This window comes from Brasilonema octagenarum UFV-OR1 (genome assembly GCF_963888615.1).
Classification (GTDB): Bacteria; Cyanobacteriota; Cyanobacteriia; order Cyanobacteriales; family Nostocaceae; genus Brasilonema; species Brasilonema sennae.
In genome coordinates, this window is sequence record NZ_CAWPKW010000279.1 from 26,883 (window position 1) to 41,738 (window position 14,856).

Consider the following 14,856-nt stretch of genomic DNA (forward strand, 5'->3'; position numbering starts at 1 on the left):
AGAAAAACAATGCAACTTGGTGTTTATTGGTCTAGGGCGCATGGGCGCAAATATCGTTCGACGACTGCTGCGAAATAAGCATGAGTGTGTTGTGTTCAATCGCACACCCGATAAGGTGAAGCAACTTGCATCGGAAGGGGCAATTGGAGCTTATACCTTAGATGATTTTGTGCAGAAGCTCCACAAGCCGCGTGCCATTTGGCTGATGGTGCCTGCGGGAGATCCCACCGAGCAGATGGTCAAAGAACTGGCTGAAAAACTCGACTCAGGCGACATCTTGATTGATGGCGGCAACTCTTACTACATCGACGACATTCGACGAGCGAATGATCTGGCATCAAAGGGCATTCACTATCTAGATGTGGGAACCAGCGGCGGAGTCTGGGGATTAGAACGCGGTTACTGCATGATGATCGGTGGTCCCCAAGTGGCAGTTCAGTACCTCGACCCCATCTTTAAGTCATTGGCTCCCGGACGGGGAGAGATTCCGCGTACTCCTGGGCGGGAAAAGGTGGGCGGCACGGCGGAGGAAGGCTATTTGCACTGCGGATCGAATGGAGGTGGGCATTTTGTCAAAATGGTGCATAATGGCATTGAATACGGGTTGATGGCAGCCTATGCAGAAGGGTTGAATATCCTGCATCACGCCAATGTTGGCAAACAGAGCCGTGCTACTAACGCTGAAACGACTCCACTGCGCAATCCTGAACACTACCAGTATGACTTGAACCTGCCAGATATTGCCGAAGTGTGGCGACGGGGTAGTGTGGTCGCTTCGTGGTTGCTTGATTTGACTGCGATCGCTCTACTCCAGCAGCCTGACTTAGCAGACTTTGCCGGTCGTGTGTCGGATTCAGGCGAAGGACGGTGGACGGTTACAGCAGCCATAGACGAAGGCACACCTGCTCCTGTTCTCAGCGCTGCCTTGTATCAGCGATTTAGCTCACGTGGCGAAGACGATTTTGCCGATAAGTTGCTGTCTGCGATGCGCTTCCAGTTTGGCGGACACGTTGAGCAACATACGGAGACAAAATCATGACAATTGCAACTGCACCTCATTCTCAGGTTGAAACCTCAGTTCGTCCTGCCAGTCCCTGCGCGATCGTCATCTTTGGTGCTGCTGGAGATTTGACCAAGCGTTTATTGTTACCTGCACTTTACAATTTAGCACGTAGCAATTTGTTGCCGCAGGAGTTTGCGATCGTCGGGGTTGCTCACACTCCAATGAGCCAAGACGACTTTCGCAGCAAACTCAGTCGGGATATTCACGAATTCGCAACGGTTGCAGTTGATGATTACCTCTGGCAGCAGTTTGAGCAGCGATTGTACTATCTTCCCGGTGAGTTTCAGGATGCTAACACGTACCAGCAGTTGCAGGATTTGTTGATTCGGGTAGACCAGGAATGCGGCACCCAAGGAAACCACTTATTCTACCTGGCAACCGCCTCTAACTTCTTTTGCGACATCATCACGCAGCTTGGTTCAGCAGGATTGGTGCGGGAAGACAACGGACACTGGCGACGCGTCATTATCGAAAAACCATTTGGGCATGATTTGGATTCTGCTCGCACCTTAAATAAGAACATCAGTAGCGTGCTGAAGGAAAGCCAGATTTACCGCATCGATCACTACCTGGGTAAAGAAACCGTCCAGAATATTCTAGTATTTCGTTTTGGGAATGGGCTGTTTGAACCAATTTGGAATCGGGAACATATTGACCATGTGCAAATTACTGTGGCTGAAACTGTCGGTGTAGAGGGCAGAGGTAACTTCTATGAAGGAACGGGTGCAGTACGCGATATGGTGCAAAATCACCTGTTTCAATTGCTAGCGATGACTGCAATGGAGCCACCCGTTTCATTTGATGCAGATGCCGTTCGCGATGAAAAATCTAAATTGCTCAAGGCAATTCAACCCTTAACTCCTGAAGATGTGCTAAAGCATACTGTGCGAGGGCAGTATGGTGAGGGGACGATAAACGAGAAACCTGTTCCGGCTTATCGATCAGAACCACGTGTTGCTTCAGACTCTACCACTGAGACGTATGCTGCTTTAAAGCTCACGATTGATAACTGGCGTTGGGCAGATGTGCCATTTTACCTCCGAACCGGGAAACGGTTGCCGAAGCGTACTACTGAGGTTGCGGTTCAGTTTAAGCGGGTTCCCTCACTGCTGTTTCGTCAAACTTCAGTTGATCAATTAACGCCCAATTTCCTTGTCCTGCGCATTCAACCCGACGAAGGAATTAACTTCCAATTTGGCGCAAAAATTCCCGGTCCAACGGTGCGAATGGGCAGCGTGAATATGGATTTCTGCTACGCCGATTACTTTGGCTCAACCCCCAGCACAGGCTATGAAACTTTGCTTTATGACTGCATGATTGGCGATGCTACGCTGTTTCAGCGAGCAGACAACGTGGAATTGGGTTGGAGTGTAGTTACGCCAATTCTAGATGTTTGGAGTGCATTACCAACACGAGAGTTTCCCAACTATGCCGCAGGAAGTTGGGGACCGAAAGATGCTGACGAACTGCTCTGGCGCGATGGTCGGCAATGGCGATCAAGTGATTAATAAAAATCAGAAATCAATCAGCGATTCAACGGAGAAGCACAATGTTGAGTAAACATAAATGGAGCATTGTCAACATTAGTTTTCTAACCATTTGCAGTACGATAGCAACTTCCCAACTAATACGAGCCGAAGACACGATTACCACAGCAACTTCAATCAAAAATGCTCCTTATAGCAAGGTATTCCACACTGGTTCAATCTATGCGGTGAGAGATCATGACTATAGAGGGAGTGAACCTGCTCTTGGTGTATCAACTCTTTGGAGCAAAAATCCGACCAAGGATAGCCTTTTGCTACGGGTACGCTACTGTGTACCTGACAACTCTCTAGTTGGCTCTGATGCCTCCTTAACTACGATGGTCTTGCTCAGCAAGAATCAACCCTTGGTCACGATCAATCAACCAATAAAAGAAACCTCTAGCTATCAAAAAGTTGTTCAAAGTTCCACCACGGTTCCGGGATTAGGCTTTTGGGACTCCGACACGTATTGGGGCAACGACGGTTTTTGGGATGGCGTTGATGAGCCTTTCTGGGCTGGTGCCGCTACGTTTCCGTCTGTAACATGTAGTGCGGGAAGCAGTCGATTTAACATTGCTCCACTTGCCAGCGCGATCGCTCAACTTCCGCCCCAAACGCTTCAGATGAAATTGATCTTTAGCAATGGTGCAACCAGCCAATGGGAATTGGGAAAAAAAACGGTACAGGCACTCAAAGAATTGTTAGCTATTGGGCAAACCTCGTCAAATACCTCTCAAGCACCTTTGGCAAAGTGAAACGGTATCGGTATCCCGTGTTAGATGCAGACCAATAAATTGAGCACCAACAATCAATAACCAAGCTTTTTATCATGAATCCAGTAAGTTCTCCCAAATCGCCTAAAATTTCACTGCTGCTAGCAGATGTAGATGGCACGCTTGTAACAAAAGAGAAAATCCTAACTGATCGCGCCCGTGCTGCTGTTCATAAACTTTGGGATGCAGGCATTCGCTTCACAATTACCAGTGGTCGTCCACCATTAGGGATGAAAATGATTGTAGATGCTCTGAAACTGACAGAGCCTCTCGCGCCATTTAATGGTGGTCTGTTTGTCTATCCTGACTTTTCAACCTTGGAGGAAAACGTCTTACCCGCAACAACTGTTCAAGAAGTCATCAAGATAATTACTGCCCACCATCTGGATGTTTGGATTTATCGAGGGAAGGATTGGTTTGTGCATGAGCGGCATGGTCCTCATGTGGATCGCGAAGAATGGACGGTTAAGTTTCCACCTACCGTTGTTTCTAGCTTTGATGGTTTGTTTGATAACGTTGTCAAAGTCGTTGGCGTTAGTGATGATCTAGATGCCGTTGCCAAGTGCGAAACTGATGTGCAGCAAGCTTTTAGTCAAAAAGTTTACTGCAAGTCAAGAGCCAGTTCGGGTGGTGGTGAACAGGTATCTGCGGCTCGATCGCAGCCTTACTACCTGGATGTCACCCATCCCCACGCGAACAAAGGTGCTGTAGTTGATCGCCTCTCACAACTGCTCGGAATCCCCAGACAAGAAATTGCCACTATTGGAGATATGCCCAATGATGTCCCAATGTTTAAACAAAGTGGATTAAGCATTGCTATGGGCAACGCAAATCCAGACGTACAGCAACAAGCTCAGTACGTGACGACATCCTATGAAGAAGAAGGATTTGCCAATGCAGTCGAATGGTTCATTTTGGGCGATCGACATGGGGCTTCCAATGCAAAATTTCAGCCGTCCAGCGTCGGTTAAGCATTGGAATGAAACTATGCCTTCACAGCATTGTCCATGCTGTTGTGATCAACTGTTGCGACATATCCGCAATCATCAAGTTCATTGGTTTTGCCGACGCTGTTGGCAGGATATGCCGTGAGGGAAAAGCGAAAAAGTTTGTACCAGACAGTATTTTTAGGAGAAACCACAATGACTCAACGAGTAAAAGAAATTCTCAGTTGGTATGGCAGCGACAATCCTGGAACGCTGACTAATCTGGCGCGGTTGCTTAATCATGGCAAACTAGCTGGAACTGGCAAGTTGGTAATTTTGCCCGTTGATCAGGGCTTTGAGCACGGTCCGGCTCGCAGTTTTGCACCCAATCCACCTGCTTACGATCCTCGCTATCATTTTGAGTTGGCGATAGAAGCCGGATGCAACGCTTATGCAGCTCCACTGGGTTTTCTAGAAGCGGGGGCACGAGAATTTGCAGGCGACATTCCCCTGATTCTTAAAGCCAATGATCACGATGTGCTATTGGATGAATCTGACCCTACTCAAGCTTTAACTGGCAGTGTACAGGATGCTTTGCGATTAGGTTGTGCTGGCATTGGTTTCACCATTTATCCCGGTTCAGCCCACCGATTTGAGATGTACCAGCAGATTCGAGCCTGTGCCGAAGAAGCGAAGCAGCATGGATTGGTTGTGATCATTTGGTCTTATGCGCGGGGATCGGGTTTAAGCAAAACAGGTGAGACGGCGATCGACGTGATTGGTTACGCTGCTCAAATTGCGGCTCAATTGGGTGCTCACATCATCAAAGTCAAACTGCCTAGCGAGCACATTGAACAAGAAGCAGCCCGCAAGGTGTACGAGAAAGAGCAAATCCCGATTGCGACATTAACTGAGCGAGTGCGTCATGTAGTGCAATGTGCCTTTAATGGACGACGGATTGTCATCTTTTCGGGTGGACCAATCGACAGTGATGATGCCTTTTTCAATGAAGTTCACGCTATTCAAGCAGGTGGAGGGTTTGGTTCGATTATCGGACGCAATTCTTTTCAACGTTCCAAAACGGATGCCGTGCGATTCCTCAACACGATCATGGATATTTACAACACGCAACCGTCTCAAGTTCAAGTTCCGGTTCTGAATTAAGGGAACACCAAAAAATAAAGGCATTGCTGAATAATGGCATGATTCAGGCTGACAAGGTGACGCGGGGACACGGTGATTCTGATTGATGCAAATTCCAAAATCATCCCGCAATTATGCAATGCCAAAATCAATTATCTCAAATTCAAAATTAACTTGTAGGGGCGCAAGGCTTTGCGCTCTTATGATAGGACGATTTTTTAATTAGAAGTCCCTAAAGGAAATAACCATGCAAGAATTAATTCGATCGCAAGTAAAGCCTGAAATTCAAGTTTTTGCAAATGCCGAAGCCCTGACTCAGGCTGCTGCCGCCGAGTTTGTGCAACAAGCCCATCAAGCCATTCAAGCACGAGGAAGATTTACGATTGCACTGTCTGGTGGCTCAACTCCCAAAAGTCTTTATGCATTGTTGGCAACTCAACCTTGGCGTAATCAAATCCCTTGGAACCAAATTCATTTTTTTTGGGGTGATGAACGCCACGTTCCGCCCAGCGATCCCAGTAGTAACTTTCGGATGACGCAACAGCAATTGCTGTTTCAAGTGCCAATTCCACAAGAAAATGTATATCGCATTAAAGCTGAAAATCCAGATGCTAAGGCAGCCGCAGGTGAATATGAGCAAGACTTGAGACAGTTCTTTCAGTTGCAAGAACATCAGTTTCCTCGCTTCGATTTAGTGTTGTTGGGCATGGGAGCTAACGGACACACCGCATCTCTTTTTCCTGGCACTGATGCAGTTCATGAGCAAACTCGTTTAGTCGTTGCACCTTGGGTGGAAGAGTTGAACAGTTACCGTATCACCTTAACGCCACCTGTGATTAACAATGCGGTAGAAATCCTCTTTTTTGTCACAGGAGCAGAAAAAGCAACAACACTAAAAGCGGTTTTGGAAGGTGGGTATCAGCCCGATCGCTTGCCTGCACAAATCATTCGTCCGACTCAGGGCAGAGTGATGTGGATGATCGATCAAGCAGCGGCTCATTTATTGGAGACATGAGGGATGCCCACTAAAGTCATCGTAAATCCAGGACAAATCGCGATCAATGACGGATCGACATTCCTCGTTACTGCTTCTGATGGCTCGATCGACGACAACCTTGCCCAAGGATTTTTTGTTCGCGATACGCGCCTCATCTCGTATTACGAAGTCTCACTCAATCGCCAGCCGCTCCAACTGCTTGCATCTAGTCCGCTACAACATCACTGTGCGCTGTATCAATTTACCAATCGAGAGACTCCGACTATTGATGGAACGCTGCCATCGGGCTGCTTGTTAGTGACCATCCGGCGCGATATTGCAGTCGGAATGCATGAGGATATTGATATTACTAGCCATTACACTCAGACCGTCGAACTGAAACTTATGTTGGCGATCCGCTCAGATTTTGCGGATATTTTTCAGGTCAAATCCCAACATCTACTGCCACGCGGTGCGATCGCAACCACCTGGAAAGATGGCATTCTGACAACAGAGTACCGAAATGCCGAGTTTTATCGCGGGTTGCAAATCACTCCAACTTGTGCTAACTCAACGCCCTACTATGCTAATGGTCGCCTCATGTTCGACATTAAGCTTGAACCAGGTCAAACTTGGCATAGCTGCGTTGATTTTACGGCGCTAGCGGATGGAGATGTGCTTCAGCCGCAACAAACTTGCACCATCTCCCACGATACTGAAGCGGCACGAGTCAGAGACGACTTTGTTCAATCCGCCACTCAGTTACAGTCCTCGAATGCCGAAATTGCCGCCTACTATCGACAATCCTTGATCGATTTCGGGGCACTCCGCATCAAGGTTGAAGATCGTGGACAGCATTTTTGGATGCCTGCGGCGGGTATTCCTTGGTTTGTCGCAGTATTTGGGCGGGACGCGATCGTTCCGAGTTTACAAACGATAATGGTTTATCCGGAATTTGTACGCGGAACGCTCATAAAGCTGGCGCAACTGCAAGCCACAACCGTAGATGATTGGCGCGATGCTCAACCCGGTCGTATGTTGCATGAAATTCGCCGGGGTGAATTAGCGCAATTGCACGAAATTCCGCATACACCTTACTACGGAACGATCGATACCACTATTCTCTTCCTGAGCGATCGCATCGATCCTGCAACGGCTAGAAATTCCAATGGATTGGAGAATATATCATGTCTCAATCTTCTAAATTAATCACGATCGCAGCTTCAATTTTATCGGCTGACTTTAGCCGCTTGGGAGAAGAGGTGCAAAGTGTGGATGTGGCGGGATCTGACTGGATTCATGTCGATGTGATGGACGGTCGCTATGTGCCCAACATTACAATCGGACCTTTGATCGTAGAAGCAATTCGACCGATGACTGTAAAACCGCTAAACGTCCATCTGATGATTGTCGAACCAGAGCGGTACATCACCAACTTTGCTAAAGCAGGTGCCGATCATATTTTGGTTCAAGCAGGAGCAACGATTCATCTACACCGAACACTCTCCCAAATTAAGGAACTGGGTAAGCAAGCGGGGGTTGTGCTCAATCCTGGTAATCCTTTGGAAGCGATTGAGTGGGTACTAGATCTGTGTGATGTCGTTTTAATTATGACGGTGAATCCCGGCTTTGGTGGTCAACACTTTATTTCAACCATGTTGCCAAAGATTCGTCGCTTACGTCAGATGTGCGATGAACGTGGGCTGGATCCGTGGATTGAAGTCGATGGTGGAGTCAAGCCAGACAATGCATGGCAGGTGTTGGAAGCAGGAGCAAATGCAATTGTAGCGGGATCGGCAATCTTCAATGCTAAGGATTATGCAGCGACAATCGCCGCGCTGCGTCACAGCAAACGACCTGAACAAGTCATAATTGATGTATAAGGACATGATAAACTTACAACGAAAAGTTGCGTTAGTCACTGGCAGCAGTCAGGGAATTGGGCAGGCGATCGCCGCTTACCTAGCGCAAGCAGGTGCAGATATTGTCATCGATTACCGCTCCCACCCCGATGGTGCTAAAGAAACGTTGGCAAAGGTCGAAGCAGCGGGACGCAAAGGGCATATTGTCCAGGCAGATTTAAGCGTGATTAGTGACGTTCGCAAACTTGTATCTGAAGGAATTCATCACTTTGGTAAGCTAGATATTCTAGTGAATAATGCTGGGGTTGATGGAAAAAATGCTGATTTTTGGAACATAACCGAAGCTGATTATGATACCGTTGTTAATCTCAACCTCAAAGGCACATTCTTCACGACGCAAGCATTTGTGCAGCACTTGATTGAGACAGAACGAACGGGTAAGATTATTAACATCAGTTCAGTTCATGAGGAAATGGCGTTCCCTCACTTCACCTCCTACTGCGCTAGCAAAGGTGGTGTGAAGATGATGATGCGAAATTTGGCGGTGGAATTAGGACCGATGGGAATCACGATCAACAATATTGCTCCTGGAGCGATCGAAACCCCGATTAATACCAAACTTCTAAATGACCCTGTGAAGTTACATTCACTCAAACAAAACATTCCCCTTGGACGACTAGGCAAACCAGAAGATATTGCGCCAATGGTCACATTCCTCGCGTCCTCCGCTGCCGACTACGTGACTGGAGCCACTTTTTATGTCGATGGCGGACTGATTCGGAATTATCATGAGCAATAGAACTTGTCATGACTCAAGAAGAAATAAGATTGGCAGCTGATCGCAATCGCACTGCTTACTGGAAACGCTGGGGACCCTATTTAAGTGAACGACAGTGGGGTACAGTGCGCGAAGATTACAGCCCGAATGGAACTGCTTGGGAGTACTTCCCTCATGACCATGCCCGGTCGCGTGCCTATCGTTGGGGAGAAGACGGCATTGCAGGTATCTCTGATACTCATCAGCAGTTATGTTTTGCGATTGCGCTGTGGAATGGAGAAGATTCCATCCTTAAGGAGCGGATGTTTGGGTTAACGGGGAATGAGGGTAATCACGGAGAGGATGTCAAAGAATACTACTTCTACTTAGACAATACCCCCACCCACTCCTACATGAAGTACCTTTATAAATATCCGCAGCACGCCTTTCCTTACACTCAGTTAGTGGAGGAAAATCGTCGTAGAACTCGCCAAGACTTTGAATTTGAACTACTGGACACAGGAATATTTAATGAAGATCGTTATTTTGATGTATTTATTGAGTATGCCAAAGCATCACCTGAAGATATTTTGATTCAAATCAAAGCAATCAATCGGGGACCTGATCCTAAAACACTGCACTTGCTACCAACGTTGTGGTTCCGTAACACTTGGTCTTGGAGTCGCGCACAGGAGAACGAAAAACCCTGGCTAAATGTTAGTCAAAAGGCGGTCAATTTCAGCGTCATTGAGGCATCGCATCCAACGCTAGGAACACGATGGCTTTACTGTGATGGCGTCCCTAATTTATTGTTTACTAATAATGAAACGAATTACGAACGATTGTTCGGAGTTAGCAACTCTTCACCCTACGTTAAAGACGGCATCAATGATTATGTGATTCACAGCCGCAAGGATGCAATTAATCCCAGCGAAACAGGAACAAAATTCTCAGCTCATTATCAGCTAGTAATCGCTCCTGGTGCAATGCAAACGGTGCGACTACGATTGAGAGACTCCCAATCTTCTCTCAATAACGGCAACACAGAAATCTTGTTTGGACAGGAATTTGAGTCAATCTTTCGCGATCGCCAAGCCCAAGCAGATGAGTTTTACCAGCGAATCTGTCCTTTTTCATTATCTGAGGACATGCGAAATGTTCAACGGCAAGCATTTGCAGGAATGCTGTGGAGCAAGCAATTCTATCATTACGTGGTTCATGATTGGCTAAACGGCGATCCAGTAGGTCCCACATCGCCAATAGAGCGTAAACGAGGCAGAAATCATGAGTGGAGCCATCTATTTAACGATGATATTCTCTCAATGCCCGACAAATGGGAATATCCCTGGTTTGCGGCATGGGATTTAGCATTTCATCTTATTCCTCTAACCATGCTGGATCCAGAGTTTGCCAAACGTCAGTTAAGTGTCTTGATGCGAGAGTGGTACATGCATCCCAACGGGCAACTTCCTGCGTATGAATGGGCATTCAGCGATGTCAATCCACCCGTTCATGCCTGGGCAGCACTGCGAATTTATCAAATTGAGCAAAAAATGTATGGTCGAGCTGATCGAGCCTTTCTAGAGCGAGTTTTCCAGAAACTACTGCTCAACTTCACCTGGTGGGTGAATCGCAAGGATATTGAGGGCAAAAATGTTTTTCAGGGGGGATTTTTAGGATTAGACAACGTTGGGGTATTTGATCGCAGTGCATCGCTACCCAATGGTGGATATATCAATCAGGCAGATGGTACCAGTTGGATGGGAATGTACTGCCTGAATATGTTAACTATTGCACTAGAGCTAGCAAAAGATGATTCAACCTATGAAGATATTGCCAGCAAGTTTTTTGAACACTTTCTCTATATTGCTGATGCCATTGATGGAGTCGGTGAAGCCGAATTAGCCCTGTGGGATGAAACAGACGGATTTTATTACGATGCCTTGCATCTGCCCGATGGTCGTCACTTCTTAATGAAGGTTCGCTCAGTGGTGGGACTGGCACCGTTATTTGCCGTTGCGGCTCTAGAACCAAACACGCTTGAACGATTTCCCAGTTTCAAACGACGTACTGAATGGTTCATTCAAAATCGCCCAGACTTGACCCAAAATGTTGCTTGTTTAGAAATAGCGGGCGTAAAAACCAGAAGACTGCTGGCGATCGCAGGGCAGAATCAGTTGCGGCGCATTCTTCACAGGATGTTAGATGAAAATGAATTTCTTGGACCTTATGGCATTCGGGCACTCTCCAAATTCCACGCGACCAACCCCTACGTTCTACAAGTTCACGGCAATGAGTATCGAGTCGATTATGAACCTGCGGAATCCACAACAAGTCTTTTTGGTGGCAATTCTAACTGGCGCGGACCTGTGTGGTTTCCAATGAATTACCTGATCATCGAGTCCTTGCAGAAGTACCATCACTATTTAGGTGATGATTTCAAGGTGGAATGTCCAAGTGGTTCAGGTCAAATGATGACGCTTTGGCAAGTGGCGAATGAGCTATCACAGCGGTTGATTCGGACATTTTTAAACGATGCAACCGGACGACGACCTATGTATGGCGGTACGGAAACGTTTCAAACCAACCCGTACTGGCATGACCTTATTCTATTCTATGAGTACTTTCATGGTGACGAAGGAGCGGGTATCGGAGCAAGCCACCAAACAGGTTGGACAGGGTTAGTGGCAAAACTGATCCAGCAACATGCAGAATATGGCGTAGATCAACCGTGAGAGGTTAAGATTATGGTAATTTTGTCAATAAGTAAAAAAACTTAAAAATACTACCAAAAACGTGGTAAGAAACATAATTTTTGTGGGAGCAATGGCGTAACCAAATGACTCTTTGACATCTTCCCCGTGATTGCCCTCATTCCCCGTTAGCCCAAACAGCCGCTCTTTGAGAATGCGATCTTCGCCATTCCACAGCGCGATCGCGAAACATAAGCGTTGATGCGTATCCGAAATCCCGGCAATCCCATCTTCTCCCCAACGATAAGCACGCGATCGAGCGTGGTCATGGGGAAAGTATTCTCAGGCAGTACGATTCGGGCTGTAATCTTCACGCACAGTTCCCCATTGCCGTTCACTCAGGTAAGGACCCCAATGTTTCCAGTAAACTCGTCGTTCGCGAAGCTTGTGCAAAGCACTCTCGCGATCCGCAATTAACCTTGCTTCTTCAGTCATGAGAGCGGTTCCAAGTCGTAATGGGTTTGAGCACTATCTTTTAGATGAATCACATGATACAGGACGTAACAATGTTTTCATTGCTAATGACTGGAGTTTAGACTAAAAGTCAGAGAGCAGCAGCAAATCAATTCAAATGTACTAAAAGACGGCATTTAGGTACAAGTATAAAAAATAGAGTTTAGTCGGCATCTGGTACAGGTAGTCACCAACGTTCGCTTTGGCAGCAAAAACTAACCTGATATAGGCGATCGCCACCGAAATAGTTCAAATGTACTGAAAAGATCGGATAACGCTCATTCCTAACAAGTTAAAAACAAGTGTATTTTGTCAATACGTCCAAATATAGAAAAGATTTGATAGAAGAATGATAATCACGAAGGCGGGGGGGGAGGGAGAGAAGCAGCCGACGGCTGCCTCTCTCCCTCCTCTTGCGATTATTATTATTAATATATTTTCAAGTAATATTCGTATGACAGCGATCGCCCGCTCTTGTTTAGACTGGCGGACAGAAGTAGTGGTAGAAAATTTCAAGAAAAGGAGCCTGCGGTTAACACAGGCTCCCGTTAACGGAAGATCACAGAAGCATCACCAACTCTCAACAACCGTTGTAATGCCGTTGCTATCTGAAATTTGTCAGATCTACTTGCGGCGATTTGCTATTGATCATTGGTATAGATTTGCCAAACAACGTTTACATTGGACGCTCCCGAAACTAGCAGGTATTAGTCCCTGTGGTGGCTTGAAGCAATCCATGTGCCTTTCTTGACTTTGAAGCGCAAGCGTTTCAATCAGAAAGTTACGAACAATTTCTACGTCTCCTCGAATCAAAAACACGAGAGCAGACGGGACAAAATCACGTACAAAACATTGATCGTAGTTCAAGGTGTCTACACTTGTATCATGGGCAGCGATCGTTCCTACAGGATGCCCCTGATAGTAAAGAATGGATGCTTCGAGAGCCTGCCAAGCTTTCTGTTCTAGCATAGTTGTAGCTGTCGTGCTTATCGATCTTAAAGTCACATTCATCAAACACTCCTCACTAATTAAAATAGCTGCTGTAAATTACACTAGTATCAACATCACGAAGCCCTCACTATTGCTCGTGATAATTCCGAATTAATCCACCATCTACGAAGAACGTTGATCCAGTGATATAGTCAGCAGCAGCAGAAGCAAGGAATACAACCATTGGTGCAATGTCGTCTGGTGTCCCTAATCGTCCGAGAGGAATGTTTTGCTTGAGTGAATTTAACTTCACCGGATCGTTTAAGAGCTTTGTGTTGATGGGCGTTTCAATGGCTCCAGGTGCAATGTTATTAACGGTAATTCCGAGAGAACCTAGTTGTACCGCGAGGTTTCGCATCATCATCTTTACTCCACCTTTGCTGGCGCAGTAGGACGTGAAGTGAGGAAACGCCATTTCTTCATGAGTTGAACTGATGTTAATAATCTTTCCTGTTCGCTTTGTTTCAATTAGATGCTGCACAAAAGCTTGCGTCGTGAAAAATGTTCCTTTGAGATTGATATTGAGTACGGCATCGTAATCTGCTTCAGTAATGTTCCAGAAGTCTGCATTCTTACCGTCAATTCCAGCATTATTTACCAGAATATCTAGTTTGCCAAAGTGTTGAACTCCTTCAGATACAAGCTTGCGAACGTTGCTAACGGAGCTTAAATCTGCCTGAACAATATGACCATTACGCCCTGTGGCTTCTACCTTTGCTAATGTATCTTTCGCCCCATCCGGATGAGAGCGATAATCTATGACAACATCGGCTCCTTCCTGTGCCAAACGAGTCGCAATAGCTTGTCCAATCCCTTGACTGCTTCCAGTGACAAGAGCCACTTTACCTTCAAGTTTCATGTTGTTCTTAGACCTTGATAGAAACGGGTTCAGGTTGTTGACTGTGACGTAGTTACTAGCTATCGGCATTCTGTCTGTCAGAAAAGACCAGAACAAAGTAGTAAATCGCAACCTGAACGCAAACTAACAAATCAATACGTTTCATCCTTCTGGTCTACAAGCTTGATTTAGGAACGATCGCCCGTTCTTGAACACCGCTAACGTTCCCTGCTGTCGGTGATCTCCCCGCCCGCCAAGAACTTGGTATACATAGTTGCCATTCCTAAACTTATACACCTCAGCGGCTCCTGTATTCTCCTTGGTTCCTTTGCCCAAACTTAGATTTCCCAGAGGTCCCGTAGCGCGGTAAAGCAATTCGCCCGAAGCATATCGTCTCCAAACATTTACAGTGTAATCACTTTGGCAGTTCAAGCTGAGCAGTAAATCCGCAGTAGAGTCAGCCGAGGCAAGTGAAGGGAGATGAGCTAAAACACAAGTCATCAAACCCAATAGTACTGTAGATTGTTTCGGTAGTAGTTTCATTGTCTCCTCCTGACTTGAAAGTGGGTGTAGGGGTGTAAGGGTGTACGGGTGTAGGGAAAAGCCGGACTTTCATGCTTGGCGGTGAAAAATTTTTCATTGGGACTGTCTTGAAACTTTTCAAATTACCCTGTCGTCAGAAGACCGTGAACAAGAATCAACAGCACAATCAACGTAACGATGATATAGAATTGATCGCGCTGTTGCCAAAATGCAAACACTGAAAACGCAACTCGTGCAACTGGAGTCAGAATCA

General features: G+C 46.4%; 13 protein-coding genes and 2 pseudogenes. 10 read left to right on the forward strand and 5 right to left on the reverse strand.

All coding sequences use genetic code 11. From position 1 onward, the window contains the following. Window positions 1-16: 16 nt before the first annotated feature. The 10 genes from gnd to AC5590_RS23945 all read left to right on the forward strand — a co-directional run bounded on the left by gnd (window position 17) and on the right by AC5590_RS23945 (window position 11,761). A complete protein-coding gene (gene gnd / locus AC5590_RS23900) occupies window positions 17-1,039 on the forward strand; it encodes a phosphogluconate dehydrogenase (NAD(+)-dependent, decarboxylating) (protein WP_282453065.1) in 1,023 nt (340 codons plus the stop codon). Continuing rightward, the gene (gene zwf, locus AC5590_RS23905) at window positions 1,036-2,571 is read left to right on the forward strand and encodes a glucose-6-phosphate dehydrogenase (protein WP_169265876.1); all 1,536 of its coding nucleotides are present in this window, start codon (window positions 1,036-1,038) and stop codon (window positions 2,569-2,571) included. Before gnd ends, zwf begins: the two co-directional genes overlap by 4 nt. 41 nt (window positions 2,572-2,612) lie before the next feature. Continuing rightward, window positions 2,613-3,344 carry a hypothetical protein gene (locus tag AC5590_RS23910; protein WP_169265877.1) on the forward strand — a complete coding sequence of 244 codons (732 nt, stop codon included), beginning with the start codon at window positions 2,613-2,615 and terminating at the stop codon, window positions 3,342-3,344. 74 nt (window positions 3,345-3,418) lie between these two features. Next, window positions 3,419-4,333 carry a Cof-type HAD-IIB family hydrolase gene (locus tag AC5590_RS23915; RefSeq protein ID WP_169265878.1) on the forward strand — a complete coding sequence of 305 codons (915 nt, stop codon included), beginning with the start codon at window positions 3,419-3,421 and terminating at the stop codon, window positions 4,331-4,333. A gap of 171 nt (window positions 4,334-4,504) precedes the next feature. Next, on the forward strand, window positions 4,505-5,452 hold the full coding sequence (locus tag AC5590_RS23920) for a class I fructose-bisphosphate aldolase (protein WP_169265879.1): 948 nt from the start codon (window positions 4,505-4,507) through the stop codon (window positions 5,450-5,452). A gap of 226 nt (window positions 5,453-5,678) precedes the next feature. Beyond that, window positions 5,679-6,446, forward strand: a complete 768-nt coding sequence (pgl, locus tag AC5590_RS23925) for a 6-phosphogluconolactonase (RefSeq protein WP_169265880.1) — start codon at window positions 5,679-5,681, stop codon at window positions 6,444-6,446. A gap of 3 nt (window positions 6,447-6,449) precedes the next feature. Continuing rightward, the gene (locus AC5590_RS23930; protein WP_169265881.1) at window positions 6,450-7,616 is read left to right on the forward strand and encodes a glycogen debranching N-terminal domain-containing protein; all 1,167 of its coding nucleotides are present in this window, start codon (window positions 6,450-6,452) and stop codon (window positions 7,614-7,616) included. Then, a complete protein-coding gene (gene rpe, locus AC5590_RS23935) occupies window positions 7,595-8,290 on the forward strand; it encodes a ribulose-phosphate 3-epimerase (RefSeq protein WP_169265882.1) in 696 nt (231 codons plus the stop codon). The genes AC5590_RS23930 and rpe overlap by 22 nt, the downstream gene beginning before the upstream one ends. 7 nt (window positions 8,291-8,297) lie before the next feature. Continuing rightward, window positions 8,298-9,068 carry a glucose 1-dehydrogenase gene (locus AC5590_RS23940; RefSeq protein WP_169265890.1) on the forward strand — a complete coding sequence of 257 codons (771 nt, stop codon included), beginning with the start codon at window positions 8,298-8,300 and terminating at the stop codon, window positions 9,066-9,068. Between the two features lie 8 nt (window positions 9,069-9,076). Continuing rightward, window positions 9,077-11,761, forward strand: a complete 2,685-nt coding sequence (locus tag AC5590_RS23945) for an MGH1-like glycoside hydrolase domain-containing protein (protein WP_169265883.1) — start codon at window positions 9,077-9,079, stop codon at window positions 11,759-11,761. A 96-nt stretch (window positions 11,762-11,857) separates the two neighbouring features. On the opposite strand, the pseudogene AC5590_RS23950 reads toward AC5590_RS23945, so the two are convergent. The 5 genes and pseudogenes from AC5590_RS23950 to AC5590_RS23970 form a co-directional block, all read right to left on the reverse strand. Next, window positions 11,858-12,214 (reverse strand): annotated as a pseudogene (locus tag AC5590_RS23950) (MGH1-like glycoside hydrolase domain-containing protein); the annotation flags it as partial. A 711-nt stretch (window positions 12,215-12,925) separates the two neighbouring features. Further along, a pseudogene (locus AC5590_RS23955) lies at window positions 12,926-13,201 on the reverse strand (glycoside hydrolase 100 family protein); the annotation flags it as partial. 109 nt (window positions 13,202-13,310) lie between these two features. Beyond that, window positions 13,311-14,081: an SDR family NAD(P)-dependent oxidoreductase gene (locus tag AC5590_RS23960; protein WP_169265885.1), complete on the reverse strand. Its 771-nt coding sequence runs from the start codon at window positions 14,079-14,081 to the stop codon at window positions 13,311-13,313. 141 nt (window positions 14,082-14,222) lie between these two features. Then, a complete protein-coding gene (locus AC5590_RS23965; protein WP_169265886.1) occupies window positions 14,223-14,603 on the reverse strand; it encodes a hypothetical protein in 381 nt (126 codons plus the stop codon). A 122-nt stretch (window positions 14,604-14,725) separates the two neighbouring features. Continuing rightward, on the reverse strand, window positions 14,726-14,854 hold the full coding sequence (locus tag AC5590_RS23970) for a DUF1634 domain-containing protein (protein ID WP_348982719.1): 129 nt from the start codon (window positions 14,852-14,854) through the stop codon (window positions 14,726-14,728). Between the last annotated feature and the right edge of the window lie 2 nt (window positions 14,855-14,856).